The sequence below is a fragment of the Bradyrhizobium sp. McL0615 genome (assembly GCF_049993905.1).
GTDB lineage: Bacteria > Pseudomonadota > Alphaproteobacteria > Rhizobiales > Xanthobacteraceae > Bradyrhizobium.
This window is the reverse complement of sequence record NZ_CP188254.1, coordinates 5801034-5827990: the sequence shown is the minus strand read 5'-3', so window position 1 is coordinate 5827990 and position 26957 is coordinate 5801034. Positions and strand designations below refer to the sequence as shown.

The following is a 26957-nucleotide window of genomic DNA, read 5'->3' as shown; positions in this document are numbered from 1 at the left end:
GGGGCTACCACCGCGTATGCGGAAAGATGATGGGTTTCGCGACGCTCTACCCATCCTACGGTCACTGCCCGAGTTTTGCGAGCTTGCCTTGCTTGGCAGCCTCGATCGCGCGCTCCGCATCCTCCGGCAACAGCAGCCGTTCGGCGACTTGCCGGGCCGCCTCGCGACGCACCGCGGCGACATAGGCGTCGCTGTCGGCGTAACGCTCCGCGATCGATAGCCGCGGGTCGTGGATTTCCTTTCGTGCCGCTTCGGTCGGTGCGAACGGCACCACGGCGCCCTGCAATGGATAGAGCGCGGTCGGCCCAAAGCCTTGCGCACGCGGATTCCATGCCGTGTAGGTCGCGCGCGGCACCGCGAGTGCGAGCTGGCGGATGCCTGAGATTGCCATGCCGTCATCGTCCGCCTTCGGCACGAACACCGGATAGCGGCCGATCTCCTTGGGCGGCAGCACGCTCTGGTCGGAGAAGGCGGCCGACGTATGGACGGCCTTGAAGGGCAGGCCGGGGATATCGATGCGCACCGCGCCTTCGGCTGCGACCAGCGTGCCATGGGCGCGCATCGGCACGCGGCTCGAGGGCGGTGGCACGCCATCGCTGACCCAGGCATTGAGATCGGTCAGCAGCGCGCGCATCGGCGCGCCGGCATGCATCGGATTCTGCGGCAGCGACAACGCCGCTACGCCCTTGTGCATCACGTCGGTGGGATCGGCGAAATGCGGCGTGCCCGCGATCATGTAGGCGCGGACATTGTCCGGCAAATCGAGGTGGTTGCCCGCGAGATCGGTCATCAGCAGCGAGGCGCGGGAGGCCCACCATTCATGCTCGCTGTCGGTCTGCATCACCCTGGGGCAGGTCGTGGACAGCGTGCAGCGGCGCAGCAGGCCGTCGGTCTTGCCGGAGATCGGATCGTTCAGCGTCGCGTAAGTGAAGGGGAAAAGGTCGGCCTGCCAGGCAGGATCCTGCGGATGGCGCGGGTTGCGGCCGGGCTGCCCGAAGCGAACATTGGTCGCCATCCGCCTTGTGCCGGCGACATGCGGCATCAGGCCGTCGAACACGACGCGGCCCTGCAGATCCTCGTTGAAACCGAGATGGAGGAAGTCGCGCAGGAAGCGGCCGGATTGCGAAACGCCGAAGCCGATCGCGCGGCTGACGGACGGATGCAGGCCATTGAGCAGCGGGTTGGTCGGTGTCATATCCCGGCGAAGGAAGCTCGCGACGTCGCGCACCGCGGCAAAGCCCATGCCGAGCAGCGCCGGATCGCGCGCCGCGTAGGTGATCTCGTAGAGCGCGCCGGCATCGAAACCCTCGGGCCGCGTGATCTCGACGGTTGCGGGATCGACGAGGCGGGCCGAGAGGCCTGATGGCGTCTGGCGCGCATCGGCCCAGGCGGCGCGGACGGTGACGGTGAGATTGGCGGGATCGGCCGCGGGCCAGGTCAAGGTCGCCCGCGCGGGACTTGTCGTGGTGTCGAAGACGAATTCCTCGCGCGCCGGCCCGGTCACGCCCTTGAGCACCGGCGCCGTCAGCGCCATCTGCCCCGGCCTGGAGGGGATATCGCCCTGCCAGCCGACCCACACCATCGTGTAACCTTGGCGGTGCAGGAAGCCGATGCCGGCGTCGTCGGCGCCTTGCGCGTTGTTCGCGCCGGGCTGCGATGAATCGTCGAACAGTTGCGGCGCGAGCTTGCGGCCGCGATTGGGCACGTCCAGCAGCAGCGTGCCGTTGCCGCGGGCGGGATCGGCGGGCCGCAGGATCACGACGTCGGCGGTCGCTTCCACCTTGCCGTCCGGATTGCGCGGCGCCTGCCCGAGATCGGTGATGATGGCGTTGCGATCATCAGACGGGGTGAGGGCGATGGTGGCGCGCGCAGTGATCCGCTCATAGGGGCCGACGTCGCCAAAGCTGCGGCCGGCGAAGGCCGGCGCGCGTTCCACGATATCGAAGCGGATGACTTCGGCCCGCAGCGCGACCGGTGAGAGACAAACCGCCGCGATCGCGCCCGCGATTATCCTGCGCATGGCCGTTCCTTCGCTGTCTGGCGCGAGAGGTTGAAATCCTCTCCGCGCTCGTTTTTGTCGCGGCCATCTATAGCATCGCGGGGCGAGGGCGCGCGGATAAATCTCGACGTGTGGGTAGGGTGGGTTAGGCGAAGCCGTAACCCACCGGCGGTGTCGATGCGCGGTTGAAGCGGCGGTGGGTTACGCTGCGCTAACCCACCCTACGAAGCCCCTTACTTCGTCCCCAACAGCGGCACAAAATCGTATTCGCCCACGCCTTGCAGAACCAGGAAGGTGAGAGACTTCGCGCCGCCGTTGGTCACCAGATGCGGCCGCGTCGGCCTGACGACATAGACTTCGCCGGGCTTCAAATTCACTTCCTCTTTCGGGTTCTGCAGGAACAGCCGCATCTGGCCTTCGAGGACGTAAAAAGTATCCGACACATGGGTGTGGGTGTGCCACGGGACTTTCTGGGTTGCGGAGAGCTGCAACTCCGTAATGCGAAAGCCGGGGCGAGCGGCGTGCTGGGCACGACGCTCGACTTCGTATAGCGAACTGGCGTCCTTGACTGGCTGCGGCTGGTTCATGACGGCCTCCCTCGGATCATCCGCCCCTCGCGTGGATGATAGCCTTGCTTTGCCGTTCAGGAAAAGGTTGGCTTCGTAGGGTGGGCAAAGCTTCGTAGGGTGGGCAAAGCGAAGCGTGCCCACCAGTTTTATAGACGCGCTAGAACCGGTGGGCACGGCGCGAAGTGCGCCTTTGCCCACCCTACGAAGCTGGACGGCCGCCGCCTCATCACTCCAGCTCGTCCTTCTTGCGCTGCTCGCCTTCGCGAAGGCGCTGTGCGATCGCCGTTCGCCTGAAGATCAGCGCGGCCTCGTCCGCCAGGCGCTGCGCGAGGTCGGCGTGATAGTGCTGCACGACGTCGAGCACGGCTTCCCTGGCAAGCCTTCGATGGTGATCGGCAAGGAATTTGTGCAGGTCAGCGAGCTGTTCGTCGTCCATGGATTTCGCGCCTCAGTCGCGATCCCATAAATATACCGCAAGCTGTTGATCCCGTGCCAGCTTTCGACGCGCTTGGTTACCTTACGGGCGCGAATTCGGATGGGTCATGACGGCCCTGCGGCGGCCTAATCAGCGGCTTGCGGCTCGCCTGTTAACCATCTGTTAACCATGCCGGCCTAGCCTACGATCATTGCCTGTGATCACTAGCGGATTACCGCCGGTTCGTTCGAGGAGAACAGCCGATGTCCCTCGAGTTTCTGACCTACGGCGCCCTCGGCGCCCGCCTGAACATCTCACCAATGGCCGCGCGTTCGCTTGCCAGGCGGCTCGGCTTGCCGCGCTCGCTGTCGGACGACGGCAAGGCCCTGGTGAGCGTTGATCTCGCTGAAATCAAGCATACGCCGCAGCCGTCGGCGCGTCGCCAGGAATGCGACGCCGCGCAGTGGACGACGATGGTCGCGGCGTTGCACGTCGAGATCGCGCAGCTTGAAGCAAGCGTGGCCAGCCACCGCGCCGATTTCGAGCACGAACGCGCGCGCGCCGATCGTCTGATGGCCGAGCTCAAGCAGGCGACCGCCGAGGCCGCGGCCGCCAGGGAGGCGGCGGCGCGGCTTGAGGGGGAGGTGGCGGTCCTGCGGGCCCGTGCCCGCACGGATAGCTCGATCGAAAAGACGGAACGCCGGCTGGGGCAGCTCGCCGCGACCCTGGTGGACTCGGACCGCAAGGCTGCGCGTGGATAGCTTTCCCTCTCTTCTCATTCCGCTTCCGCCGCCCGGCGGAGCAATCGTGGGGCAACAATGACTGACATCACCGGTATCCGCGAGCTGAAGGCGCGCATCGTCGTGTGTGGGGTCGGCGGCGCCGGCGGCAATGCCGTCAACAACATGATCGAGGCCGGGCTCGAAGGCGTCGAATTCATCGTCGCCAATACCGATGCCCAGGCGCTCACCAGCTCGAGGGCCGGGCGCGTCATCCAGATGGGTACGCAGGTGACCGGCGGCCTCGGCGCCGGCGCGCAGCCGGATGTGGGGCGCGCGGCAGCGGAAGAGGCCATCGAGGCGGTCCGCGATCAATTGGCCGGCGCGCACATGGCGTTCATTACCGCCGGCATGGGTGGCGGCACCGGCACCGGTGCTGCACCCGTCATCGCCAGGGCCGCGCGCGAGCTCGGCATTCTCACCATCGGCGTCGTCACCAAGCCGTTCCAGTTCGAGGGCCAGCGCCGGATGCGCTATGCCGAAGCCGGCATCGCCGAGCTCCTGAAGGAGGTGGACACCCTCCTGATCATCCCGAACCAGAATCTGTTCCGGGTCGCCAACGAGAAGACATCGTTTGCGGACGCCTTCGCCATGGCCGATCAGGTGCTCTATTCGGGCGTGGCCTGCATCTCTGACCTCATCGTCAAGGAAGGCCTGATCAATCTCGATTTTGCCGACGTCCTTTCGGTGATGCGCGAGAAGGGCAAGGCCATGATGGGCAGGGGCGAGGCTTCCGGCCCGAAGCGCGTGCTCAATGCCGCTATTGCCGCGATTTCCAATCCATTGATCGAGGATCCCTCCATCAAGCGCGCCAGCGGCCTGATCGTCTCCATCACCGGCGGCAGGGACCTGACGTTGTTCGAGGTCGACGAGGCTGCGACCCGTATCCGAGACGAGGCCGATCCGGACGCCAACATCATCGTCGGCGCCACCTTCGATGCCAGCCTCGATGGTGTCGTCCGCGTGTCGGTGGTGGCGACCGGCATCGACAATCTCGGCTCCGCGCGCGAGAAGCAGCCGGTGGACAGCTCGCTGACGGACCTTGCCGGCCGGCTCAGCAGCGACCGGCGCCGCATCCCCGACCGCGTACCGGCGCCGCAATTCGCGAGTCCGCCGTCGCTGATTCCGGCGGCACGACCCGCAAGGCCGATCGCGGAACATGCGCGCCCGGTGGCCCCGCAGCGCCTCGATCCGTTCGGCCGCGCCGCTCCCGTGCGCAACCCGGTCGAGGAAAAGGTTCTCGACATCCCGGTCTTCCTGAACCGCAAGGCCAACTGAGCCCTCGTTAGAGCCAGCGCAATTCGCGTCCAGGTGCCGCAGGGCGGCTTCCCCAGCGATGCCAGAATGGCTATTGTCCAAAATCAGCCCTACACTTTCCATCTCCCGGCCTTGCTTTGGTCAAATCGGCGGTAGGGAGTGTCTAAAATCCGACGATCGCCCGTTCAGTTGACGGTAAACTGGCAGGAGGCGCCCATGGATTCTGCTGTTAACACCAGGCAAGCCGATCCACTCGTCAATCCGGCACTGTCCACGCAAGAGATGGAGCTGGTCGCGCGCGCCGATGAACGGCTCGCGCACGCTTACGAGCAGATCGCTCGCGCCGATGAAGAACTCGCACGGTTCAATGAACAGATTTCCAGGCTGGAGAAGAAGCCCGCGAACAGGCCTCGTCAGCCATCGCGAGGCTGGCCGGCGCTACGCGGTTTGATGGGCCTGCTGTTGACCGCGGGCATCTGTACCGCGGCTTTCGTCTGGCAGTCCTATGGCGAGACGGTCAGGCCGATGATCTCGCGGTGGGTACCGCAACTGGCTGCGGCTTCGTCGCTGCCGTCGGAAACACCGAAGCCTGCCGACCAGCAGAGCCCGCCTGACGTTCAACTGGCCGCGGCCGATGCGGCAGTTCCGCAATTGCCGGCTGCTCCGATCGTTGCCGAGCAGGCACAATTGCTCCAGACGATGGCGCGCGATCTCGCAAGCCTGCAGCAAGAGATCGAGCAGCTCAAGGCCAGCCAGGCAGAATTGGCCCGCGAAAGTGCCAGGACCGCCGAACAGCTCAAGGCGAACCAGGAGCAAATGGCGCGCGTGATCGCCAACGCGTCCGAGCAGAACCTGCGGCCCAAGTTACCTGTAGGACCATCTGCGGCGAGATCAGTGGCGACATCGGCCAATCCGCTACGGCCGGTTGCCAATCCTGCGCGCAAGCCCGCGTCAACGGCTCCAGCGACGCAAGCCAGAGTCCAAGCGCGGGCGCCGGTGCAGTTGCAGTCCCGGCAGCCGTAGTTTTCACGGGCGCTGCCATCCGCCGAAGGCTGTGTTGCCTCTCTCGGTGGTTGCAATATTTTCAACACCCGGAATATGGCAGTCGCCAATGCCATTCATGGCGTTGCTGCGCCTGCGCGAATGTCGGTCACTGCGCCAATCTGTCCCGGCCTTCGCGTGTAGCGGTAGCCGCGCGATGCGCTACGCTCCTTGAAAAATTCATGGAGGAAATCAATGTCAGTGAAAATCAATCGCCGTTACTTCATCGCCGCGGGTTCGGCCGCCGCCGCGACGCCTTTCTGTCGCGCGGGGCCTCGGCCCAAGCTGCGTGGCCGTCGCGCAATATCCGCATGGTGTGCAGCTACCCGGCGGGCGGGCAGACCGATCTGCTCGCGCGCGCCTTCGGCGATTTCATCACCCGGCAGGTGGGGAAGACTGTCGTCATCGAGAACAAGGCCGGCGCCTCAGGCTCGATTGGCGCAGCCGACGTCGCGCGCGCGGAGCCGGACGGCCACACCATCCTGTGCTCCATCTCGGCCACCTATGTGATGAACCGGGTCATGATGAAGAACCCCGGCTACGACATGGACAAGGACCTGACGCTCGTCAGTATCATCCCGGGCGCAGGCCTGCTGCTGATCGCGAGTCCGGCATCCGGCGTCAAGACGCTGGACGATTTCGTCGCGTTCGCGCGCAGCAAGGGCCAGGTGAATTTTGGCACCTACAGCGCGGGCTCGGCGCCGCACATGACGATCAACGAACTCAACAAGCAGTACGGCCTCAAGATCGAACCGATCCACTACCGCGGCGAAGCACCGATGTGGACGGGGCTGCTGGATGGCACGCTCGATGTCGCGATGGGCAGCTACACGGCAGCCCAAACCGTCCTGCAGGGTAACAAAGGCGTCGTGTTCGCGGTGCATTCGAAGAAGGTCGACGCGATTCCAAATATCAAGACGCTGCCTGAACAGGGCGCGACGTCGAAGTTCTTCCGCCTGAGCGGCTTCACCGGCTGGGCGGTGCCGAAGGCTGTGCCGCAATCGGTCGTCGAGCGGTTGTCGGAACTGTTCGTAGCCGCCAACAGCGATCCCAAGGTGAAGGAAGTTCTCGCCACCTTCGTGCTCGAGCCGACGCTCGGCTTCAAGGAAAGCAATGCGCTGTACCAGCGCGAATTGCCGACCTGGATCGAGAGCGCGCAGGCGCTCGGCCTGGAGCCGGTCTAGCGGGAAAGCCGCACAGCGGGTAGGGTGGGGCGCTAACCTACCTTGCGAAACCGCACTTGGTGTTCGATCTTGAATGTAATGGCCGAGGACGACCCGACCGACGAGATTTCACTGATCGAGGAACGGCTCGAGGAGCTTGCCGAAGTCTCGGAGCGATGCCGGAAGATCATCCTGGTTTCCAAGGCGGCTATCGCCGGCGGCTTCGCGTTGCTGGTCGTGACGGTGCTCGGCCTGTTCGGGTCCAGTCAGGTCGCCGCCCTCGGCTCGATCGCCGCGGTGCTCGGCGGAATCGTGTCGCTCGGATCGAATGTCAGTACGTTGCGACAGACGACGGACGCCATCAGCGCCGCCGAGGCGCTCCGTTCGGATCTGATTAGCCGGATCGATCTCCGGGTCGTTGGCGATAGCCCCATGAAATTGAATTGACGTGGCGGCGCGTGAGGGCGGCGCGTAGTCCGTAGGGTGGGCAAAGCGCAGCGTGCCCACCACTCCTGTTCGAGCAAGTTCGGTAGGTACAGCGCTAGCGCGCCTTTGCCCACCCTACGAAGCCTCTCACTTGATTCCCGTGCAGCTCGCATAGAACGTCGTCGTCGCCGGCCAGTCCGAGAACATGCCGCGGACGCCGACCTGTTTTGCCAGCACATCCAGCACCGTCAGCGTATCGCCGTCGCGATCGACGACTGATCGGATCGACTTGTGATAGAAGCCGCCGCCCTTGTGCAGCGGGCCGTCGCGTTCCAGCGACCAACCGATCAGGTCGAGGCCTGCGGCCTTCGCCGCCTTGGCGTATTCGGACGGGACGATTTCCTTTTTGTCGTTCAGCGTCAGCATGGTCCAGATCGGCGGCCCGAGGATCGCGACACCTTGCGCTTTCAGTTCCGCCATCGAGGGTTTCCAGGTCTCGGGCTTGTTGGGATCGAGGCCCTGCTTCTCGTAACGCTCTTCGAGATACACCGCCTGTTTTGCGAACTCCGGCTCGGTCTTCACCCAGTAGAGCACGTCGGCGAGATCAAAACTTTGCGCGAACACATCGCCCGGGGGAATGCCGGCCTTCTTGTAGGCGTCCAGCATTTGCGAAGCGTATTTCTCCTGCGTGTAGTCGCCGTCGAACGGCATCGCCACTTCGGGCGCCTTCAATTCCGGCGTGAACTTGGCGCCCAGGCTCTTGATCAGGGCGATGCTCTCGTCATGCGTCATCAGCGTGCCGGAATTGGCGTAAAGATCAGTACGCCAGCGCGGCGTGCCGTTCTGGAATTCCTCCGGCGTCTTCGCATCGGCGTTGAAGCCGTCCATCTTCGCGTTGAGCCGCCGGAATTCGGCTAGCGTGATATCGCTGGTGCAGCATTTCGCCGACGCCTTCTTGCCGGTGGCGGGATCGGCCGGGCTGAAGGCTTGCGAGCATTTTGCGGCGAGCTCCGGCACCGTCAAAATGTTGGTTGTGGTGTGCAGGTCGCATTGCGAGTGCCGGCAGACCAGTTCGCGGTCCTTGGTAAAGGTCACGTCGCATTCGATGATGCCGGCGCCCATTCGGGCGGCCGCCAGATAGGACTCCCGGCTGTGCTCGGGGAATTCCAGCGCTGCGCCGCGGTGGCCGATGGAAAAATCGGTCTTGCGAAACGGCCCGGTGCATTGGCTGAGCTGCTGCTTCAGCGGCCCGTCCTTCATCTTGTCGACCAGATAAAACGGCCGCGGCCCGAGCTGCGGCTCGCGCGGCAGCGCGATGTCGTCGGCAAGGGTGGGAACGGCCGCCGTCAACAGGCACAGGGCTGCAAGCAGGGCGGAGCGATGGCGGGTGGACATGGGTGGCACCTCGGATAACGCGTTGCGCGCAGCCTTGATATCACGGAGCATATGACAGTTTGAATGGTACGCAGGTGCGTAGGGTGGGCAAAGCGCAGCGTGCCCACCATCCATCAACAACGGTGCAAAAAAAGGTGGGCACGCTGCGCTTTGCCTACCCTACAAGAACAATTCCAGGGAGAGAAACATGTCCGCAGCTTTTTTCCACCGTCACTGATCCGGCCAGGCGTGAGGCCTTCGGCACCTGGTATTCGCGCGAACATCTGCCGGATGCGATGAAGTCGTTCGGCGCCGTGAAGGCATGGCGCTACTGGAGCGCCACCGATCCCTCGCTGCACCACGCGATGTACCAGTTCGCGGACAAGACGGCGCTGGAGCGCGCAACCGAGGGGCCGGAGATGAAGCGTCTGGTCGCCGACTTCAACCGCGACTGGCCGGACGTGACGCGGACGCGCGAGGTGCTGGTGCTGGCGGAGGAACGCGCGGCATAACACACCGGGATCGCTTGTCCGGCGTAGCTCACAGAGCGAAGCCGGATCGCACCGGTGCGCGATGCAGTAATCGCGCAATCGCGATAAATGTTCCGCCGTTATCAGCGGTGCTAGGAAAATAAATCTGGATCGGCTTCTTTCGCAACAGAGCTGGATGCGCAGTTCATGGCGCATTCATCTCGGCACCTCGAAACTCTCTTCTTCGCTCACAGCAGACGGAGGAGGAGATGTGATGGAACGCCGCCACTTTCTGAAACTCGCCTTTGGATTTGCCGCGGGCGGCATCGCGCTTGCAGCGAGCGCGCAGGCCGCGCCGCTGATGCCGGCGCCGCTCGCCGACGACGCCAAACTGCCCGTCTATCCGGATGCCCAGCCCGCCGTCACGTCGGGCGAGGAGGTCGATCGCCTCACGCCGGAAGAAGTGCGCTGGGGCCGCGGCCGTCATCGTGGCTGGGGCCGCCGGCACTGGGGCTGGCGTCGCAGCCACTGGGGTTGGCGCCGCCGCCGCTGGCGTCGCCGGCATTGGGGCTGGCACCGCCGCCGTCGTTGGCGCCGTCGCTACTGGCGTCGTCGTCGTTACTACTGGTAAGCCGCCGCCAGGATTGTTTGGAGAGAATAAAAAAAAGCCCCGCGCGAGCGGGGCTTTTGTCTTGCGTTGAAAATATCAGTAAGCGCGGCAGCGTCCATAGCGCCACACGGTGCCGTAAGGACACACGCGGCCGGGCCGCACCACGACGACCGGAGCCGGCGCCACGACGATCGGCGCAGGGTTGACCACAACGACCCGCCGATTGGGTTGGCAGCCGCCATAGGGGCCACGATGCCAGCCGGGACCGCATCCACCGGCGGCTTCCGCCGCGCTGAAGCTGGCAACGGTGCCCAGGGCCAAAACTGCTGCGAAAAGGTACTTCATGTTTTACGTTTTCTCCCGTTCTTGGCCGCAAGGGCGGCGCGGTCCGGAACCTAGTCACGAACAGCTGAACGGAACATGAATGTCGTGATTTTTCATCGGGCTGCCGCCAGAAATCCCAACAACAGTTCGTTGTACCTCGCCGGCGCCTCCAGAAATACCAGGTGTCCGGTGTCAGGGATCACCTCGGCCCGACCGTTCGCCATCTTCGCGGCGAGCGCCCAGGCGAGTTCGGCGTTCTGGCCCATTTTCGCGCGCAGCGCCTCCGGCGCATTCGCTCGACCCGGCGCGTTGTGATCGTCGGCGCCCATGACGAACAGCGTCGGCTGCGTGATCAGCGGAATCTCATGCGCGACAGGCTCGCGGTAGATCAGTTGCGCCGAGCTGACGAACGCGCGCAGCCAGCGCGGATATTCGGCGCTGCCCTTGATGTTGAAACGCGCGTCGATGAACGGCGTGACCTGTTCGGGCGGCAGTTTCAGCGCATAGTTCGTCTCCAGCTGTTTGCGATAGCCATCGGCGGTCAACTTGTCTTCATTTTCAAGGATCTTTTCGGTCGGCGTCGGCGGCACGTAGAGCCGGTAATCTTCAAGGCCGATCGGTGCGGTCAACACCAGATGCGCGATCCGGTCGGGATAGGCGCGCGCGATCCGTACTCCCAGCATGCCGCCGAGCGAATGCGCCACGATGTCGGCTTTTGCTATTCCGAGATGATCGAGCAGCGTGACCGTGTTGCGCGCCAGCGTGTCGAAGTGCAGGTCCCCCTGCGGCTTCGAGGATTTTCCGAAGCCGATCTGGTCCGGCACGACCACGCGATAACCGGCTTCGTTCAGCGTCTTGATCACCGGCGCCCAATAGCTCGATGGAAAATTCCGGCCATGCAGCAGCACCACGGTGCGGCCGTTCGGCTGCGCCGGAGCTACGTCCATATAGGCCATCCGCACCTGTTCGCCGTCATTGACCAGCGGCAGCAAATGGACGGGGTAGGGATAGGCAAAACCTTCGAGCCCGATGCCGTACGGCTCGCGCGCCGCAGGTTCGGCGGCTAGTGCGCAGGAGAGGCCGCCCACGATAACCGAAAAGCAGATCATGATCGCGCGTCGCATCGCAGGCTCCATCTTTTGAGATGCGGCCTTATTGATGCGATGAACGCGCGCGGTAAAGCCTGCGCGGCTTCACTTTTTGCGGAGATCGGGCCTGCCTCATTCGATCTTCAGCGCGGCGCTCGTTGCGCTTGCCGCGGAACACGATGAGGCGGCTACCCCGCTAGGCCTGCCTGGTGCGCAGCCGGCCCTCGTAATCGCGCTTGCCGAGCGGCACGCCCCGCGTGCGCAGGATGTCGTAGGCGGTGACGGCGTGGAAATGGAAGTTGGGCAACGAGAACGAGAGGAAGAAGGTTTCCGGTGTGAAGGTGAGTCTGCGGGGCCCAATCTGGAAGTCCAGCTTCTTGCCCGACCAGCCGTTGACCTCATCGGGAGTGAGCGCCTTTAACGCGGCTTCGGCCTGGGCGATCATAGCCTGCAGGTCGGCGAACGGCACCGATCCGACCAGAGCGGGCGGGGCGAACGCGCCGTTCTTCACGGCCTCCAGCCCCCATACGGAATGGTGCGCCACGCATTCGATCTGGAAGTGGAACGGCGCCATGTCGTCGAAGAGGCGCGCGTCCACGAAGTCGTCGGGGTCGGCGCCCGTCTCCGCGCAATGGCGTGCGGCACGGTCGACAAAGCCTGCGACGGCGCTCACGGTCTGCAGGAAGGTCGGCACGCTCAGGTCGTAGAGTGATGTCGCCATCGGCCTTCCCATACGCCGTGCGTCGCGAACCATGAGGTCATGCCGTCAAGCCCGCGCGATTGCTTCCGAGTAGGAAACGCTAGTCCTGCGCGCTTCCGAACAGCACGGCGAAGCGTTTTTCGCCGGTGCGGGTGAAGTTGACGACGCGGCTGCCCGGCGTGGGATCGCGCGCCGCCCAGTTCAATTCGGTGAAGCGGTTCATCACGGCGGCGCCCAGCGTGCCGGCGAGGTGATGGCGCCGTTCGCTCCAGTCGAGGCAGGCCTTGCACACCGGACGGCGCGGATGCGCCAGCGCCTCCGTGTCGATCTGCAGCGCCTCGGCCATGAAGCGCTTGCCCTCGCCGGTGAGTTCGATGTCCTGTTTTGTCTGCCGGACCAGCCGCTGCTTGCGTAGGCTGTCGAGCATCTGGACGCCGAGATCGCCGGCGAGATGGTCGTAGCAGATCCGCGCGCGCCGCAGCGCCGGCTCTTTCGGCCCCGTGCGCACGCGGGTGTGGCCGGCGCGCTCGGCCAGGCCCGCAAGGCCTTCGAGCACATGGGCGACGTCGGGGCCGGTGAGGCGGTAGTAGCGGTGACGGCCCTGTTTCTCCGGCTCGATCAGGCCGCCGGCTTCGAGTTTCGCCAGGTGCGAACTCGCGGTCTGCGGCGTGATGCCGGCCTGATGCGCCAGCTCGCTCGCGGTCAGCGCGCGACCGGTCATCAGCGCGGTCAGCATGTTGGAGCGCGCGGGATCGCCGACGAGAGAGGCGACCATGGCAATGTCGGGACCTGCTTTCATAGTTCGATGATAGCCGAAGCATTGACGTCGATCAAGCGGGTATTGTCGCTCTCAGAAACCAGCTCCGTCATTGCCTGCGACAAACGCGAAGCGTTTGCGCAAGGGAGCGAAGCGACGACTTGTCCGCCGTAGCTTCAGCGAAGGCGGAAGCAATCCATCTATCCGCTTGCGGCGGCATGGATTGCTTCGCTGCGCTCGCAATGACGGTGAAGCAACCGAGGAGCCCCACCATGACCATCACCGTTTTCATCCGCTACCAGCTCGATCCGTTCAAGCGCGCCCAATTCGAGCAATACTCAAAAAACTGGCTCACCATCATCCCGAAATGCGGCGGCGACCTGCTCGGCTACTGGATGCCGCACGAGGGCACCAACAATATTGCGTTCGCGCTGATCTCGTTCGAGAGTCTCGCTGCCTACGAAAGCTACCGCGTGCGGCTGCGCGCCGACAGCGAAGGCATGGCCAATTTCAATTTCGCCGAGGAGAACAAGTTCATCCTCGCCGAGGAGCGGACGTTCCTGCGCAAGGTCGTGGCGTGAGGCGACTGGCAGAGCGGCCGTTGTGCACCTATCTATGCGGCGCAAACAACATTGACGGGAGCGACCCATGCTGACATCTGCTGACAAACGCGCCGCGTTCAGAAAATTGCACGAGAGCGGATGCTTCATCATTCCCAATCCCTTTGATGTCGGCAGCGCGAAGGCCTTGCAGCATCTCGGCTTCAAGGCGCTGGCTTCCACCAGCGCAGGCTTTGCCTGGACGCTTGGCAAGGCCGACAACCGCGTCACCGTCGATGATGTCTGCGATCATCTCGCCGCGATCTGCGCGGCGGTCGATATTCCCGTCAATGCCGACTTCGAGGACGGCTTTGCGCACGAGCCGGACAAGGTCGCCGTCAACGTCGCCCGCGCGGTGAAGACCGGTGTCGCCGGCCTTTCGATCGAGGATTTTACCGGAGACAACGCCAAACCTCTGTTCGATCGCGCGCTCGCAATCGACCGCATCAAGGCGGCGCGCAAGGCGATCGATGCCGACAATAGCGGCGTCCTGCTCACCGGCCGCTGCGAAGCGTTCCTGCGCGGGCAGAAGGATCTGAAACTCGTGATCGACCGGCTCACGGCTTACGCCGAAGCCGGCGCCGATTGTCTTTACGCGCCCGGCATCGCGACGGCGGAAGAGATTTCGGCGGTCGTGAAGGCGGTCGCGCCAAGACCCGTCAATCTGCTGGTCGGCGCGGCCGGTCCGTCGCTGCAGGTCGCCGGCGATCTCGGCGTGCGTCGGATCAGCGTCGGCGGCGCGCTGGCGCGGATGGCATGGACCGGCTTCATGAAGGCATCAAAGGAGATGGCGGAGCAGGGGACGTTCACCGAATTCGCCAACGGCTATCCCGGCGGCGAACTCAACAAGATGTTCAGCTAAAGCATGAACCCATAGATTCGGAGTGGCCGGCGGATGTCCGCTTTGGTGCGTATTCCGGACTTAAGTCGGACATCGTGTGAGGTCCGAAAAGTGCCGATATTGTTGCGAAAGTCTTTTTGGGGTGGCGAACGAAAATTCTTAGAGCCGCTGATGCGCTTTATGCGCGGCAACGTGAGGGACCATATCGTTTCATCCAAAATCGATCACGAACCTCCGCAGTGGCGTTGAAAAGCGACGCAGCTGCGGAGAAGTCCAAAGATCAACTTTCGCGAGATTTTCCGGGTCGCTCGATTTTCGACTTTTGCAACAAAATCTGCCAGAAGCGGAAATCGTCTCAGGCGTTGAGGAGCGCAGCAGAGACAGCGCGAATGATCGTAACGATAAGCAAACCGATTTCGACAACCACAAGACCGATAAGAAATAACCGAAGGAAGCCTCTAGAAGGTTCGGCGGGCCTGACCGAAGGGAGCAACTTACTTACCATGCTAGCGACACTGTCACGCCGCGCTTGCTCGGCGGAGCCAATTCGGGTTGCCCGCCACCCTCCAAATAGGGGCATTATCACGAGCCAGACTTGGAATACCGGAAAAACGAAAAGATAAAGCAACGTACTTTCGGGGCCAACAGGCTGACCGAATTTGTCGAGTCGATGATGAACAATTGTGGGTGGTATCGGAAACTCGCAATAAACGTACAGAGCTACACTGATGCCGAAGAGAGCAAGCAGACCGTTGATAATCCCTACACGTTTAGCGAAGGGCCACATCGAGTGGAGCAACTCATTGGGCGGTTGATGAGCATCCTGCAAATTTTTGGGCATCGAACTGGGGAGTTGCAATGTTGAGGTAGCTCGACCTTAGCTCAAAGCCGATGATCCGTTAAGGTCCGTCCGCTTTGGGTCAAAAGGCGACCGTCGGGCGCGGTTAATTTAGGTCCGTTGAACGCCCAACAGCGGACATCGGAAGACTGCCGCAGCACGTCGGAAAAGTGCCATGTATGGACGGCTCCGAGTTGGCAAGGACTTTCTTCACGTCGCAGGCTGGTCGGTGCAGCCATGTGTTCGGCCTGTTAGCGCGGTTCACATGACCGCTGGCCATAATGCTCTCGGAGCCGTCCACAGCATCATTAGCGGAATTCGTCGGCAGACTGCCTACTCGACAACCTTGTCAGCGCGAGGCAGCAGGTCGGTGGTAGAGTGAGGCCGAGCTGCGATGGATTCCGGCGCCGCTTCCGGCGCGCGAAACGGTGACTCTCACGCGCTCTGTATCCGCGGCCGGCGCTCCTCAAAGAGCAGCTTGGCCCTGGATCTCGTCCGCCTACTTGATGCCTGTGCATAAAAGATCAAATGCGAAGAGCCCGCGTGTGCCAAAACATGACCTCAATTGAAACATCAATGTTTTGAAATTGGGACATGAACGTTCGATAATGAAGATGATACGCTACCTGGCAGTGCAGGACGGGTCTCAGCCTCCGCGCGTGATGCGAGTGGAGGACGCGATTTGTTTTCCTTGCTGCGTGCGATGAGTTTGTGTGCCGATGTATCTTGCGTTCTCACCGATGGCGGCGCGTTCGGAAGCTTCTCCTGCGCGTTGGCGGCGACCGTTTCTGAGCTGGATGGACGGTATCGAGGCGGGTTGGGCCGTTCCGCTTCTGCTAATCGGATTCGTCGCGGTCTGGCAGGCCTTTCTGGCCATCGCCTATTTCGGTGGCGATCTGCATCCCGACGTGTTGGAAACATGGACACTCGGGCGCAGCATTGAATGGGGCTACTCCAAACATCCGCCGTTGATGGGATGGATCGCGCGGGCCTGGACGTCGATCTTTCCACTCAGCAATTGGTCGTTCCAGTTGATGGCCCTGACCAATTCGGCGATCGCGCTATGGATGGTCGATCTGATTTCGCGCCGCTTCGCCAGGGGCGACAAGCGACTGGTCGTGCTGCTGCTTCTGATGCTGCTGCCGACCTACCAGTTCCATGCCCAGCGGTTCAATGCCAACACGGTTCTGCTGGCGACCTGGCCGCTTGCCACCTATTGCTTCCTGCGGTCGTTTGAAACGCGTCACTTCGGATGGGCGGTGGCGGCGGGCGCAACGGCCGCGCTGGCGATGCTCGGCAAGTACTATTCGGTGTTTCTGATCGCCAGCTTCGCTTTCGCCGCGATCGTGCATCCGCAACGACGCGCTTATTTCGGCTCGTCTGCCCCGTGGGTTTCGATAGCCGTGGGTCTCGCCGCACTCTCGCCGCATATGCACTGGCTGGCGACGACGGGTGCAAAACCGTGCGCCTATGCGCTTGCGACGCATGCGGGCAAGGCTTTTGCCCCGTCACTGCTCGAGGCGCTTCTTTTCATCCTGGGCGTTGCGATGGTCCTCGCGCTGCCTGCGGCGGCATGGGTCCTGATCGTAGGGGACCGGCTCAAGAAATTTTCTGAAGATTTCCGGGCGATGAATGCCGGCTTGCTGCTGCTGTTTCTGGTCAGCGTCGGGACGATCCTGTTTCCCGCGATCACCACGGTTGCGTTGGGAACCGACATGCCACCGATCTGGGCGTTACAAGGTCTCTTCCTGTTCGCTATTCTGATTGTCTGCGGCGCCAGCTACCCGATCGAACGCTTTTATTCTATCAACTTGGCTGTCCTCGTCATCGGCATGGCGATCCTGGCCGTCGCCGTGGTGGCGCCTGTTCACGCGCTCTATCGGAACATCTATCCGTTGCACGAAGGACGCAACTTCTATCAGTTGTCCGCGGAAGAGCTGACCCGGCAATGGCGCGCGCACTCCGACGCCACACTTCCGGCGGCCGGCGGCGACGATGACCTTGCCTTCTCGCTCGCTTTCTATAGCCCGGATCATCCCCTCTATGAGGAGCGCCTCGTCAACTCGAAGACGGAACCATCGCCGGATCCCATCACCTTCGAGCATGGATGGGCAGCCCTGTGCTTTGGCGGAGACGCCGCTTGTATCGCGGTAATGGAACGGACCGCCGCGCGAGCTAACCGGTTCGTCAAATCCGAGTTCGTCGTGGAGTCGACGCTGTTGGGTCAGTCCGGCGCCAGCGAGCGCTTCACAGCTCTTGTGGTGCCGCCTTCGGCAGAGCCGACGATCGCCCCGCCGCCGGCCTCCGACATTTCGCAAGATTTCAGCGCCGTTCGCCGTACGCGCCCGAAATGGAATTAGAGCCGTCGACCGGTAGCTTCGGCCGCGGCAAATCTCTGCTCTGGGTTATCAACAGAGCTCGGCCAGCGGGGCCTAGGTCCGTTGTGGATCATTCGCGTCGGTTTGACCGGACCACGGCGACTTCCGGTCTACCCCGGTGAACGGACATTCTCAGGATAGGCAGGCATGTCTCAAAGGTGCCACAAGCGGCCTCATGCATTGCAGGGAACAGCAAGGTTGTTAGACGGACGGCCTGGTTGTGGTTGCAGCTTGGGAGTGCGGACATTGCTCAGCCGCAAGCTGGAGTGCGCGCGATCGGGCCATTACCTCCCGCGCTTCCAGGTTCGCGGTCGGCTTGCGCGTGGCGAACTGGTGAAAGTTGGTACGTGCGAGCGCTCTGGCTTAACGCTTCGGCTTTGGCAGCACCATCCTGCCCTGTGAGGCAATGCCACCCCACTTGGCGGACCAAGCGACTTCCGAGGCCGAGGGTTGCTCCGTGTCTCTCTGACCTCGAGCACCCTGCAGCGCAAACAGCGCGCCTTGGGGATCGGCACATCGCGCGATCCAGCAACCATCCGTCAATTCGATCGGACCCTGGAGGACCCGGCCTCCGCTATCATTGACGCGCTTGGCGGCCGTGCCGATGTCGTCGACATTGAAGTAATAGAGCCAACACGGCTGCGGTACGCTCGGAAGCTTGGTGAGCATGCCACCGATCGTCTGCCCGGCCGCCGAAAACAGTTGATACGGGTCTGCCGGGTCGGTTTCACCAGGGGCCTTCTGCCAGCCAAAAAGCTCGCCGTAGAAATCAAAGATCTTGTTGCGGTCTTCAGCCAGCAACTCGTGCCAGCCCACGCGCCCCGGCTCGTCCAGCCCGCCGGATTGGCGTTGGCCATACGTCAGTCCGCTGACCAGCGCAAAAGTCGCCTTTTGCGGATCGGCGACCACTGAAATCCGGCCGATATTGCTGTCCGTTGGTGGCAGCAAGACAGCGCCTCCACGACGCCTGATCTGTGTGGCCGTCGCATCCATGTCATTGACCGCGACGTAGCCGACCCATCTCGGAGTTGCCCCCAATCGCCGTCCCTCTTCCGGGAGCTCCATAAGCCCACCCACCGGGACTTCGCCGGCAGCAAGCACCGTGTAGGGCAGCTCCGGAGTCGACCCATCCATCGCAGCCCAACCGACGACCTTGCCGTAAAAGTCGCTTGCGGCAGCGACGTCCGTGGTCAGGAGCTCATACCAGGCGAAGTGTCCAACTTGATTGACCAAGCCAATTCTCCGTTCAAGCGAGGCGATTGCGCACTGCACCAAATCTCGTTGTGGTCTGCACTATGGCCGCGGACCGTTGTTGCAATAGGCGAAAATGCGGCGACGCTGTTCATGAAGATGAATGCAATCTGAACGAGCGTCATTACATTTTCGTGTGTGCATGAATCTTGCCTGCCTCATTTGGTCAGCGTAAGATCACTGCCTCGGAGATCCTTCTCGTAACATGTTGGAGGATGCGACCATGCCTCGGGTGAAGCAAGCTTCAAAAAAGAAGCGAGTAACCAGAACCGCAGTACCGGCGTTGGGCGCCGCGGGACTAACCTTTTCGCTAGCAGGAAGTGCATATGCAGCGGCCGTACCCACGGCCGATGTTCAACGGCCGAATTTCGCACCTGGCGTGATGGTCACACTCGGTGAAGAAGAAATTTCCGACGTCAGCCTTGCTACCTTCCATCTCTTCGATGACGAAGAAAATCTCCTTAGCGGCGTGGTGCTAGCCCGTGGGTGCGGTGGATGCGGTGGCTGCCGCGGATGCGGTGGCGGTGGCTTCCGCGGATGCGGTGGTTGTCGCGGCTGCGCAGGATGCAGAGCCTGCCGATGCGGCGTCGGCTGTGGCGGCTGTGGTGGTGGCTGCGGCGTTGGTTGGATAGGCGTGCCGGGCATAGGCATCGGCATAGGATGTACGGGTTGCTGTGCATCCTGGGGCCGGTGCCGCTGGTGTTAGGCAACGACGCTTTCTGATTGTGTACCGACACGCCACGATTTCATTGGCCGGGCCCGCGATCGACCCGGCCAATTTCTTGTTTTCGTTGCACCGAGCGCCTCTGGCGATTTGAACCGGCAACAGGATCCGCGTGCTGACCCCATGACAGCCAATCGCAAGAGCCTCGCAGCCAACAAGACCCGCAAGGACATCCTGCGATTTGCGCCGAACTTCACCGCTTATGTACTTCCTCCCGATGTGGTCTGCCTCTATTCGGAGGATCGCAAGTTCTTCCTGCACGGCGATCTCTATTGTGCGGTAGCCACGGCGATCGGAAAAAATGGAAGAGCCGCACCAGAGATCGTTCGCCAGCTTTCGAAGAGCTTTCCGGCCGACAAGATAGAGGAAGCGATCAAGCGGCTGCTCGAGCGCCGATACGTCGTTACCGGAGCATCGCGCGCATTCGATGGCGGTGTCGCCGGATATTGGGCGAGCCTCGGCCTGCCTCTCGAAGTCGCGGAACAAAATCTCCGTGATTGTCCCGTGCGGATCGAAGCGATTGATGTCAAAGGCGCTAAAGAACTCGCCGCGGCCTTAAGCAACCTCGGCGTACAGATCGCCAAGCGTTCGCCCAAGCTCACGATCACGTTGGTGAACGACTATCTTGACCGGCGGCTCGCCGAGATGAACCTGGAGCACGTGGCCGACAAGACGCCCTGGCTGCTGGTGCAGCCGTCTGGTGTCTTTCCGCTGGTGGGCCCGGTATTCAAGCCGGGCGAGAGCGCCTGCTGGAACTGTCTGTTCGATCGCATGATTCGCAACCGGGAGATCAAGGGGTTTCTCGACCGCGGACAGGCGCGTGCCGTCGCTATATCGCCCCTCGTTCAGGACACCATTGGACAGACCGCTGTCCACTTCGCCGCCGTCGAAATCGCGAAAGCGATTGCCTCAGGCTTTCGCACCGATCTGCGCGATCATATTGCGAGCCTCGATCTGACCGGCGCTGTGATCGCCAAGCACTTTGTCGCGCGGCGCCCGCAATGCCTCACCTGCGGCAGCAAGAAGCTGCAGAATCCACGCCGGGCGGCAACGTCGATCGAGATCGCCGAAGGCAGCAAGCTCATCATGACCAGCGGTGGCTATCGCACCGTGACTTCCGGGGCCACCGTGGCGCGCTTCCGCAAGCATGTGAGCCCGCTGACCGGCGTGGTGACGCGGCTTTCGCGGATCGAGGTCGATCTGCCGATGAACACCAATTTTTTCGCCTATCACAATTTCTCTGGGCCGGCCCATAGCGTCGATCAGCTCAGGTCCGGACTGAGCGGCGGCAGCTTCGGCAAGGGCTCCACGGCTGAGCAGGGCGAGGCCAGCGCGCTGATGGAGGCAATCGAGCGCTATTCGGGCATTTTCCAGGGTGATGAGATCAGGACGGCGCGGCGCTTTACCGATTTCGATCCCGGCGACGCCATTCACCCCAATGATATCCAGCTTTTCAGCGAAGCGCAGTTTGAAGGCAGGTTTGCCGAGCAGCCGGACGATTCACATCCGGTTCCCGAGCCGCTCGATCCCTCGACCAAGACCGAGTGGTCGCCGGTCTGGTCGTTGCGCGACAAGCGTTTCAAATATCTTCCGACCGGTCTGCTCTACTTCTTCTATGGCGGCTTCCATACCGACTCCAACGGTTGCGCAGCCGGCAACACCCGCGAGGAAGCCATCGTTCAGGGTTTTCTCGAACTGGTCGAGCGCGATGCCTACGCCATCTGGTGGTACAACCGGCTGCAGCGTGCCGAGCTTGACCTCAAGCAATTCGACGATTCCTATATCCGGGATCTGCAAACCCAGTTTGCCGATGCCGGTCGACGGCTGTGGGTGCTCGACGTCACCAGCGATCTCGGCGTTCCCACCTATGTGGCGATCATGCACTGGATGCAGAACGGCCACGAGAACATCGAGTTCGGCTCCGGCGCGCATTTCGATCGCCGCATTGCCCTGCTGCGTTCGCTCACCGAACTGACCCAGTTCATGTCGATCGGCATGATGGGCGGCGGCAGCGGCGAGAAGCCATCACTTGACGGTGTCAATCCGCTGCGTCTGGGGGATTATCCGTTCCTGATTCCGAGCGACAATCCGATCGTGCCGCCGGCACCCGGCCTTGAGGTTCACGACAACACGCGCGATCAGGTGAATGCCTGTGTCGAGATCGCGACCCGGGCAGGTTACGATTTCCTCGTGCTCGACCAGACGCGGCCCGATGTTGAGGTCCCGGTCGTTCGCGTGCTTGTTCCGGGCCTGCGGCATTTCTATCGCCGCTTCGCACCGGGCCGGCTTTACGATGTTCCGTTGAAGCTCGGATTGTTGGATCGCCCGCGGCTGGAAAGCGAACTCACTCCGTTCCTGCCGCACACCTGAAAGGGGTCTTTCGTGCGCGCTCCCCGGAACAAGCCGGCCAGGAAGATCGCGCCCGTCATCGCCGCCCGATTGAACGGTCATTTCTCCCTGCAGATGCAGGCGGACGGGAGCATCACCGCCTTCGTGGACGGCTATTCCGTCAATCTGGGACAATTGAGCACGGCCGCGATGGACCGTGCGCGGAGTCTGACCGATGGCCTGCCGCTCGCGTCCTTTGCTGGCAAGAGCGCCATCGCGAGGGAAGTCGACGTCCTGGTGCATCGACTGGCGCGGCACGGCCTGCTCGAATATCGCCTGTCCTTTCCGCGTGACGAGCAGGTCCTCGTGGTCATCGAGCCCCAGGTTCCTGAGTACTGGCCGCAACGCACAAGGCTCGGTGAGGGTGACACCGTGGTGCTGTCGCGCTTTGCCAATCTGCGCCGGCGCGGCAACGAGATGGTACTGGAATCGCCGCGCGCCTGCGCCCTGTTTCGAATCAACGATCCCGCTATTGCCGCCACCCTCGCTGCGCTGGCGCAGCCTCAGAAGATCAGCAGGCTTCGCCGCCACGCGGCCTCCTTCAACCTCGATCTGCTCGAACTGCTGCTGGACAGCCAGTTCCTGCTCAAGCTCGATGCGAACAGCGGCGACGGCCTTCGGGTGAATGAAGGCGACGGCAATCTCGTTCTCTGGGATTTCCATGATCTCGTGTTTCACACGCGGAGCACGGAGGGCCGACAGGCCAATCCGGTTGGCGGCACCTTCGCCTATGCAAGCGTCGTTTCACCGCTGCCTGCGGTGCGTACGCCTTGGCCCGGCAAGAAGATCGACCTGCGCCAATTGCCCACCTCGGATCCAATCTCGCCCTTCGCAAAGCTGTTGCGCGCACGCCATTCAGTCCGGGATTTCGATGACGCGCATCCGGTCACGCTCGGCGAGCTCGCGCGCTTTCTCGACATCACAGCCCGCGTCCTGTCGGAATGGAAGAGCGCTGCGAATTTCGCAGGCGGTCCTGAGATCACCTACAGCACAAGACCCTATCCGTCGGCCGGTAGCGCCTACGAACTGGAATTGTATCTGGCGGTTTCGAACTGCGAGGGGCTTGCACGCGGACTTTACCACTACGACGCGGGCGGCCACGCGCTGGTAGCGATCGGGGTCTCCGCACAGCAACTCCAGGCGCTTTCGGCGGCAGCCGAGTTTGCCATGGACGCGTCAGGTCCACCGCAGGTCCTGATCACGATATCAGCGCGTTTTGGGCGAATCTCCTGGAAATACAGCTCAATCGCATACTCCCTGATCCTGAAGGATGTCGGCAGCCTGATCCAGACGCTCTATCTGGCGGCGACCGATATGGGCTTGGGCGGCTGCGCCATCGGCACTGGCAATATCGATCTGTTTGCAAAAATGACGGGGCTCGAATTCCATGTAGAGGGCCCGGTCGGTCAATTCGCGCTCGGACGCGGTAAGAAGCCGGAGGCCGCACGCTAGAGCACGATATTTCTCGAAAGGCGGTACCCACTTGTCCGCCAGTCCCAAGACCCGTCAATATGCTGGTCGACGCCGCCGGCCCGTTGCTGCAAGTCGCCGGCGACCTCGGCGTGCGCCGCATCAGCGTCGGTGGCGCGCTGGCGCGGATGGCATGGACCGGCTTCATGAAGGCATCCAAGCAGATGGCGGAGCAGGGGACGTTCACCGAATTCACCAACGGTTATCCCGGCGGCGAACGCAACAAGATGTTCGGCTAGAGCATGATCCGGAAACGTGGGCGCCGTTTTCCGAAAAGATCACGCTCCAGGATGTGAAGCCGTAACTTGGGATTGGCCGAGATCGGGCGAGGTGATTGCCTCGCCTCTATTTCTGGTGGCCACGGGCGCGCGCGTCCAATTCGGACAATGTGGCTCAGCCGCGGTTCCCCAACATATATTCGTCCGCGTATTACCTTGCTTCTGCACGCATCGGCCGCGGTGTCGGCTGAATGACGCCACGAAAGAAGACGATCGATTGCGACCATCAGCCACGTTGACAGGGAGAAAAGCCAGCCCATGGCAAGCCATTCTCATCACCATCATCGCCACGATCCGTCGCCCCCGGTTGTTACTCCGGATCCTCCGTCCAACCCGACACCTCCGACCGATCCGACATCGCCCGCCGATCCGACACCGCCTGCGTCGTCTGCGCCGGCCTTCTCGGACCTTGGCCTGACGTTCAATGACGCGGGTCGCGCCCTGGTGGGCGGTTTGTGGCAAAACGCCGTCGAAGAGGGGGGCCAGGGATTTGGCAGCGTGTTGAAATACACCGCCGATCTCACCACTGTGCAAACCGGCCTTCAGGCCGAGGTAGCCGCGGGGCAATTCACCGGTGACACGCTGACCCATGTCAACACGATCCTGGCCGATATTACGACCGCGCTCTCGGCGGCCACGGCCTCGGTGAATGGCGGCGGAGATTTTGGCAGCGTCGCGGCGGCGGAAACCGCGTTGCGCACCAGCCATCTCGACATCCTCAATGTCGTCAACAACGATGCCAATCTCGCCACCTTGGCGACGCAAAACGGCGCGGCCGGATTTCTCGCAGCGCCCGTGGGCCTTGCCGACGGCGTCACGGCCGCGACCGCGCCCCACGCCAATCTCGCCGAGATCGGCGTCATCTTCAACGACGTGGCGAGCCAAATACTCGGCGGCGTCAATGCCAACAATGCGACCGTGATCAGCAACGACGTGAGTGCGCTCATCACGGACATGCAGGCCTTGATGACGGCCAACCCGCTGCTGTTCGGCGGGCTGACCGGCGTTCACGCGGAAGCGGTCGTACGTCAGCTGGAGCTTGAGAATACTTACATTGCCCAGGCCGGAATAAGCCCCGATGCGGGAAGGGGCAGCAACGACAATATCCTCGACATCATCGACATCGTCCAGGGCGACACCAATCTGGCGAACATGGCGCACCAGGGTGGCGTTTCCGGTTTTACGCCGTTCGGGGACTCACTGAACCCCACGCCGAAATACACTGACAACGATGCGCAAACCAACTTCTGGGCAAACTTCATCGCGCAGTCCAATTCGCTGGGACAACAGGCGGTTGCGGCCGTCACCGCGCACGATGCGGCGGCGACCGCTGCTGTGATCGCCAACCTGCATACCTTCCAGACGGACGTCACCAACTTCGACGCTGCGCAGGGGGGCATCTTCGAGGCACGGTTCGACAACGAGCTGCTCGGCGATACGAGTACGCTTGGAGCCGAGGTAACCAAGATGATCGAAGGCTTGCAGAGCGGAAACGCGGCGTTGGTCGGCGCGGCCGCCGAGCAGATGCACGCCAATTCGGCCGATGTCGGAGGCAACAACATCCCGGTGAACGGCGGCACCTACAATGCCGATGGTCTGACCGTGGCTGACGTGCTGTCGACGGCCGGAGCCCCGGCCCCCGCTGCGGTGGCTGCGGCCGCACCGGTGGCTGCCGCACCAGCGGCTGCGGCACCGGCAGCACCTGTGGCCACGGCGGCTGCTGCACCAGCACCGGCGGCAACACTGGCTGCCGCTGACGCCGGTACGCATCACGATGTCGCCCCGACTCATGATGTAGCCTCGACGGTCGCGGACATCCACCATTCGGAGCTCGCCGAGGTGATACAACATTTCCAGCACATGTGGGGATAACCCCGCACACGCGAGCATAAAAAAGCAGCGGGCCGATCGGCCCGCTGCGCGTCGTTTCGGATATTGATCGTTACTGCTTGCTGGCCGGCGCGTTATCGGCCGGCGGCGTCGACTTGTTCATGTCCGTGCTGGCCGGCGCCGGCGGCGTCGGGCGGTTGGTCGCAGCACCCGTGGTCGTGCCGGTGCTGGTGTTGCCGCGCGGCGTTACATCACGCATGCCGGGAGGCGCCGCAGGAGGGCTTGCCGGGTTTGTCTGCGCCGTCTGACTGGGCGGCGTGGTGCCAGCCTGGTTCACGCTGGTGTTGTTCAGGCCGTAGAACAGCGCGCCCATCACCAGTGCGATGGCGACCGCGAACATCGCGACCTTGGCGCCGCTGGCGGGACCCTCGGCCAACTCGGGATCGGCTTGCAACTCATTATCGAGACTGTTGAGGCGGGCCTGATGGCGGATTTCTTCATCGCTCAGGCCGGCGCGGTAGGGATCGTTCGGATTGGGTTGGTATGCCATGAATGGGTTCCTCCGTTAGCATCCCGCAGGTAGTGCGAAGACAATGGTTGGCGAGAGCGGATGTTCCGCGCCAATGTTGCAGCCCCGTAATGTTGGAACCGGCGATTCCCCGGGTTCCCGATGTGAGGTTGCCATGTGGAGCCTGCCACCGAGCGATACCGTGCTGCAGATGTTGACCTATGTGGCGCTGGCCGCGCAGGCGATGACGGCCGCACTCGCGGCGGGCCGGCGCAGCATGGACTGGGCTGGCGTCTGCATGCTGGGCTGCATTACCGCGCTCGGTGGCGGCACCATCCGCGATGTATTGCTCGGGCACTATCCGCTGGTCTGGGTGCAGAACCCGTCCTATCTCGCGCTGACTGCGGTGGCGGCTTTCGCCACCATCCTGATCGCGCGGCATGTGCACCGGCTCAATGTCGCATTCCTGGTGCTCGATGCGATCGGGCTGGTGGTGTTCACCATGGCCGGCTGCGATGTCGCCTGGCAGATGAATGCCTCGCTGCCGATCGTGATCGTGGCGGGCATGATCACCGGCTGCGCCGGCGGCGTGCTGCGCGATATTCTCTGCAACGACGTGCCGCTGCTGTTTCGCGCCGAACTCTACGCCAGCGTCTCCGTCGTGACCGGACTGTTCTACGCCACCGCCTTCGGGCTCAATCTCAATGCCCACGTCTGGACCGCGCTGACCTTTGCGCTGGGTCTCACGCTGCGCCTGCTCGCGATCCGCTACAAATGGGAGATGCCGAAATTCGTGTTCAATGACGAGCGATAGGCTGCGTGCAGTGCCGTCAATCCTTATCCTGAGGAGCGCGCAGCGCGTCTCGAAGGATGTAGGCCC

General features: G+C 62.9%; 24 protein-coding genes and 2 pseudogenes. 16 read left to right on the top strand and 10 right to left on the bottom strand.

The annotated features are described in order from the left end of the window. Positions 1 to 61 precede the first annotated feature (61 nt). The 3 genes from ACPPVP_RS27885 to ACPPVP_RS27875 all read right to left on the bottom strand — a co-directional run bounded on the left by ACPPVP_RS27885 (position 62) and on the right by ACPPVP_RS27875 (position 3004). Positions 62 to 2020: an alpha/beta hydrolase domain-containing protein gene (locus tag ACPPVP_RS27885; protein ID WP_426526420.1), complete on the bottom strand. Its 1959-nt coding sequence runs from the start codon at positions 2018 to 2020 to the stop codon at positions 62 to 64. 212 nt (positions 2021 to 2232) lie between these two features. Then, positions 2233 to 2586 carry a cupin domain-containing protein gene (locus tag ACPPVP_RS27880; RefSeq protein WP_426526418.1) on the bottom strand — a complete coding sequence of 118 codons (354 nt, stop codon included), beginning with the start codon at positions 2584 to 2586 and terminating at the stop codon, positions 2233 to 2235. A gap of 208 nt (positions 2587 to 2794) precedes the next feature. After that, on the bottom strand, positions 2795 to 3004 hold the full coding sequence (locus ACPPVP_RS27875; protein ID WP_426526416.1) for a hypothetical protein: 210 nt from the start codon (positions 3002 to 3004) through the stop codon (positions 2795 to 2797). A gap of 242 nt (positions 3005 to 3246) precedes the next feature. Here ACPPVP_RS27875 and ACPPVP_RS27870 point away from each other — a divergent pair, with 242 nt between their 5' ends. The 5 genes and pseudogenes from ACPPVP_RS27870 (at position 3247) to ACPPVP_RS27850 (ending at position 7670) form a co-directional block, all read left to right on the top strand. Beyond that, on the top strand, positions 3247 to 3744 hold the full coding sequence (locus ACPPVP_RS27870) for a hypothetical protein (RefSeq protein ID WP_426526414.1): 498 nt from the start codon (positions 3247 to 3249) through the stop codon (positions 3742 to 3744). Between the two features lie 57 nt (positions 3745 to 3801). Beyond that, on the top strand, positions 3802 to 5040 hold the full coding sequence (ftsZ, locus tag ACPPVP_RS27865; protein ID WP_426526412.1) for a cell division protein FtsZ: 1239 nt from the start codon (positions 3802 to 3804) through the stop codon (positions 5038 to 5040). A gap of 195 nt (positions 5041 to 5235) precedes the next feature. Beyond that, entirely contained in the window at positions 5236 to 6042 is an 807-nt protein-coding gene (locus ACPPVP_RS27860; protein ID WP_426526410.1) for a hypothetical protein, read from the top strand. Positions 6043 to 6255: 213 nt separating this feature from the next. Continuing rightward, a pseudogene (locus ACPPVP_RS27855) lies at positions 6256 to 7244 on the top strand (Bug family tripartite tricarboxylate transporter substrate binding protein). Between the two features lie 78 nt (positions 7245 to 7322). Beyond that, positions 7323 to 7670 (top strand): hypothetical protein, encoded by a 348-nt coding sequence (locus tag ACPPVP_RS27850; protein WP_426526408.1) that lies wholly within the window; start codon positions 7323 to 7325, stop codon positions 7668 to 7670. 126 nt (positions 7671 to 7796) lie between these two features. Here ACPPVP_RS27850 and ACPPVP_RS27845 read toward each other — a convergent pair whose 3' ends face one another. Next, positions 7797 to 9044 carry a glycerophosphodiester phosphodiesterase family protein gene (locus ACPPVP_RS27845; protein WP_426526406.1) on the bottom strand — a complete coding sequence of 416 codons (1248 nt, stop codon included), beginning with the start codon at positions 9042 to 9044 and terminating at the stop codon, positions 7797 to 7799. A gap of 143 nt (positions 9045 to 9187) precedes the next feature. On the opposite strand from ACPPVP_RS27845, the gene ACPPVP_RS27840 reads away from it, so the two are divergent. Beyond that, positions 9188 to 9535, top strand: a complete 348-nt coding sequence (locus tag ACPPVP_RS27840) for a hypothetical protein (protein ID WP_426538104.1) — start codon at positions 9188 to 9190, stop codon at positions 9533 to 9535. Between the two features lie 154 nt (positions 9536 to 9689). Beyond that, positions 9690 to 10124 carry a twin-arginine translocation signal domain-containing protein gene (locus ACPPVP_RS27835; RefSeq protein ID WP_426526404.1) on the top strand — a complete coding sequence of 145 codons (435 nt, stop codon included), beginning with the start codon at positions 9690 to 9692 and terminating at the stop codon, positions 10122 to 10124. A gap of 75 nt (positions 10125 to 10199) precedes the next feature. On the opposite strand, the gene ACPPVP_RS27830 is transcribed toward ACPPVP_RS27835, so the two are convergent. The 4 genes from ACPPVP_RS27830 to ACPPVP_RS27815 form a co-directional block, all read right to left on the bottom strand. After that, entirely contained in the window at positions 10200 to 10448 is a 249-nt protein-coding gene (locus ACPPVP_RS27830) for a GCG_CRPN prefix-to-repeats domain-containing protein (protein ID WP_426526402.1), read from the bottom strand. 92 nt (positions 10449 to 10540) lie between these two features. Next, positions 10541 to 11551 carry an alpha/beta fold hydrolase gene (locus ACPPVP_RS27825; protein ID WP_426526401.1) on the bottom strand — a complete coding sequence of 337 codons (1011 nt, stop codon included), beginning with the start codon at positions 11549 to 11551 and terminating at the stop codon, positions 10541 to 10543. Positions 11552 to 11711: 160 nt separating this feature from the next. Beyond that, positions 11712 to 12236 carry a DUF1993 domain-containing protein gene (locus tag ACPPVP_RS27820; RefSeq protein ID WP_426526399.1) on the bottom strand — a complete coding sequence of 175 codons (525 nt, stop codon included), beginning with the start codon at positions 12234 to 12236 and terminating at the stop codon, positions 11712 to 11714. Between the two features lie 79 nt (positions 12237 to 12315). Further along, on the bottom strand, positions 12316 to 13014 hold the full coding sequence (locus ACPPVP_RS27815; RefSeq protein WP_426526397.1) for an ArsR/SmtB family transcription factor: 699 nt from the start codon (positions 13012 to 13014) through the stop codon (positions 12316 to 12318). A gap of 230 nt (positions 13015 to 13244) precedes the next feature. Here ACPPVP_RS27815 and ACPPVP_RS27810 point away from each other — a divergent pair, with 230 nt between their 5' ends. The 3 genes from ACPPVP_RS27810 (at position 13245) to ACPPVP_RS27800 (ending at position 17610) form a co-directional block, all read left to right on the top strand. Then, positions 13245 to 13553, top strand: coding sequence for an NIPSNAP family protein (locus ACPPVP_RS27810; protein WP_426526395.1), 309 nt, complete (start codon positions 13245 to 13247; stop codon positions 13551 to 13553). Positions 13554 to 13620: 67 nt separating this feature from the next. Beyond that, positions 13621 to 14433, top strand: coding sequence for an isocitrate lyase/PEP mutase family protein (locus ACPPVP_RS27805; RefSeq protein WP_426526393.1), 813 nt, complete (start codon positions 13621 to 13623; stop codon positions 14431 to 14433). Between the two features lie 1536 nt (positions 14434 to 15969). Continuing rightward, positions 15970 to 17610, top strand: coding sequence for a glycosyltransferase family 39 protein (locus tag ACPPVP_RS27800; RefSeq protein WP_426538102.1), 1641 nt, complete (start codon positions 15970 to 15972; stop codon positions 17608 to 17610). Positions 17611 to 17991: 381 nt separating this feature from the next. On the opposite strand, the gene ACPPVP_RS27795 is transcribed toward ACPPVP_RS27800, so the two are convergent. Next, the gene (locus ACPPVP_RS27795; protein WP_426526391.1) at positions 17992 to 18861 is read right to left on the bottom strand and encodes a VOC family protein; all 870 of its coding nucleotides are present in this window, start codon (positions 18859 to 18861) and stop codon (positions 17992 to 17994) included. Between the two features lie 500 nt (positions 18862 to 19361). On the opposite strand from ACPPVP_RS27795, the gene ACPPVP_RS27790 reads away from it, so the two are divergent. The 5 genes and pseudogenes from ACPPVP_RS27790 (at position 19362) to ACPPVP_RS27770 (ending at position 25611) form a co-directional block, all read left to right on the top strand. Next, entirely contained in the window at positions 19362 to 19511 is a 150-nt protein-coding gene (locus ACPPVP_RS27790; RefSeq protein ID WP_426526389.1) for a hypothetical protein, read from the top strand. A 215-nt stretch (positions 19512 to 19726) separates the two neighbouring features. Continuing rightward, positions 19727 to 21973 carry a TOMM precursor leader peptide-binding protein gene (locus ACPPVP_RS27785; protein WP_426526387.1) on the top strand — a complete coding sequence of 749 codons (2247 nt, stop codon included), beginning with the start codon at positions 19727 to 19729 and terminating at the stop codon, positions 21971 to 21973. 93 nt (positions 21974 to 22066) lie between these two features. Continuing rightward, entirely contained in the window at positions 22067 to 23443 is a 1377-nt protein-coding gene (locus ACPPVP_RS27780) for a SagB/ThcOx family dehydrogenase (protein WP_426538100.1), read from the top strand. A gap of 44 nt (positions 23444 to 23487) precedes the next feature. Continuing rightward, positions 23488 to 23700: pseudogene (locus ACPPVP_RS27775) on the top strand (isocitrate lyase/phosphoenolpyruvate mutase family protein); the annotation flags it as partial. A 297-nt stretch (positions 23701 to 23997) separates the two neighbouring features. Further along, on the top strand, positions 23998 to 25611 hold the full coding sequence (locus ACPPVP_RS27770) for a hypothetical protein (protein WP_426526385.1): 1614 nt from the start codon (positions 23998 to 24000) through the stop codon (positions 25609 to 25611). 70 nt (positions 25612 to 25681) lie between these two features. On the opposite strand, the gene ACPPVP_RS27765 is transcribed toward ACPPVP_RS27770, so the two are convergent. Continuing rightward, positions 25682 to 26119, bottom strand: coding sequence for a hypothetical protein (locus ACPPVP_RS27765; RefSeq protein ID WP_426526383.1), 438 nt, complete (start codon positions 26117 to 26119; stop codon positions 25682 to 25684). Between the two features lie 133 nt (positions 26120 to 26252). Here ACPPVP_RS27765 and ACPPVP_RS27760 point away from each other — a divergent pair, with 133 nt between their 5' ends. Further along, entirely contained in the window at positions 26253 to 26891 is a 639-nt protein-coding gene (locus ACPPVP_RS27760; RefSeq protein ID WP_426526381.1) for a trimeric intracellular cation channel family protein, read from the top strand. Positions 26892 to 26957: the final 66 nt, after the last annotated feature.

Bases quoted from the DNA above. Each gene is read 5' to 3' on its own strand.
- ACPPVP_RS27885 (WP_426526420.1), bottom strand. From the start codon at position 2,020: ATGCGCAGGATAATCGCGGGCGCGATCGCGGCGGTTTGTCTCTCACCG.
- ACPPVP_RS27880 (WP_426526418.1), bottom strand. From the start codon at position 2,586: ATGAACCAGCCGCAGCCAGTCAAGGACGCCAGTTCGCTATACGAAGTC.
- ACPPVP_RS27875 (WP_426526416.1), bottom strand. From the start codon at position 3,004: ATGGACGACGAACAGCTCGCTGACCTGCACAAATTCCTTGCCGATCAC.
- ACPPVP_RS27870 (WP_426526414.1), top strand. From the start codon at position 3,247: ATGTCCCTCGAGTTTCTGACCTACGGCGCCCTCGGCGCCCGCCTGAAC.
- ftsZ (WP_426526412.1), top strand. From the start codon at position 3,802: ATGACTGACATCACCGGTATCCGCGAGCTGAAGGCGCGCATCGTCGTG.
- ACPPVP_RS27860 (WP_426526410.1), top strand. From the start codon at position 5,236: ATGGATTCTGCTGTTAACACCAGGCAAGCCGATCCACTCGTCAATCCG.
- ACPPVP_RS27850 (WP_426526408.1), top strand. From the start codon at position 7,323: ATGGCCGAGGACGACCCGACCGACGAGATTTCACTGATCGAGGAACGG.
- ACPPVP_RS27845 (WP_426526406.1), bottom strand. From the start codon at position 9,044: ATGTCCACCCGCCATCGCTCCGCCCTGCTTGCAGCCCTGTGCCTGTTG.
- ACPPVP_RS27835 (WP_426526404.1), top strand. From the start codon at position 9,690: ATGCGCAGTTCATGGCGCATTCATCTCGGCACCTCGAAACTCTCTTCT.
- ACPPVP_RS27830 (WP_426526402.1), bottom strand. From the start codon at position 10,448: ATGAAGTACCTTTTCGCAGCAGTTTTGGCCCTGGGCACCGTTGCCAGC.
- ACPPVP_RS27825 (WP_426526401.1), bottom strand. From the start codon at position 11,551: ATGCGACGCGCGATCATGATCTGCTTTTCGGTTATCGTGGGCGGCCTC.
- ACPPVP_RS27820 (WP_426526399.1), bottom strand. From the start codon at position 12,236: ATGGCGACATCACTCTACGACCTGAGCGTGCCGACCTTCCTGCAGACC.
- ACPPVP_RS27815 (WP_426526397.1), bottom strand. From the start codon at position 13,014: ATGAAAGCAGGTCCCGACATTGCCATGGTCGCCTCTCTCGTCGGCGAT.
- ACPPVP_RS27810 (WP_426526395.1), top strand. From the start codon at position 13,245: ATGACCATCACCGTTTTCATCCGCTACCAGCTCGATCCGTTCAAGCGC.
- ACPPVP_RS27805 (WP_426526393.1), top strand. From the start codon at position 13,621: ATGCTGACATCTGCTGACAAACGCGCCGCGTTCAGAAAATTGCACGAG.
- ACPPVP_RS27800 (WP_426538102.1), top strand. From the start codon at position 15,970: ATGTATCTTGCGTTCTCACCGATGGCGGCGCGTTCGGAAGCTTCTCCT.
- ACPPVP_RS27785 (WP_426526387.1), top strand. From the start codon at position 19,727: ATGACAGCCAATCGCAAGAGCCTCGCAGCCAACAAGACCCGCAAGGAC.
- ACPPVP_RS27780 (WP_426538100.1), top strand. From the start codon at position 22,067: ATGCAGGCGGACGGGAGCATCACCGCCTTCGTGGACGGCTATTCCGTC.
- ACPPVP_RS27770 (WP_426526385.1), top strand. From the start codon at position 23,998: ATGGCAAGCCATTCTCATCACCATCATCGCCACGATCCGTCGCCCCCG.
- ACPPVP_RS27765 (WP_426526383.1), bottom strand. From the start codon at position 26,119: ATGGCATACCAACCCAATCCGAACGATCCCTACCGCGCCGGCCTGAGC.
- ACPPVP_RS27760 (WP_426526381.1), top strand. From the start codon at position 26,253: ATGTGGAGCCTGCCACCGAGCGATACCGTGCTGCAGATGTTGACCTAT.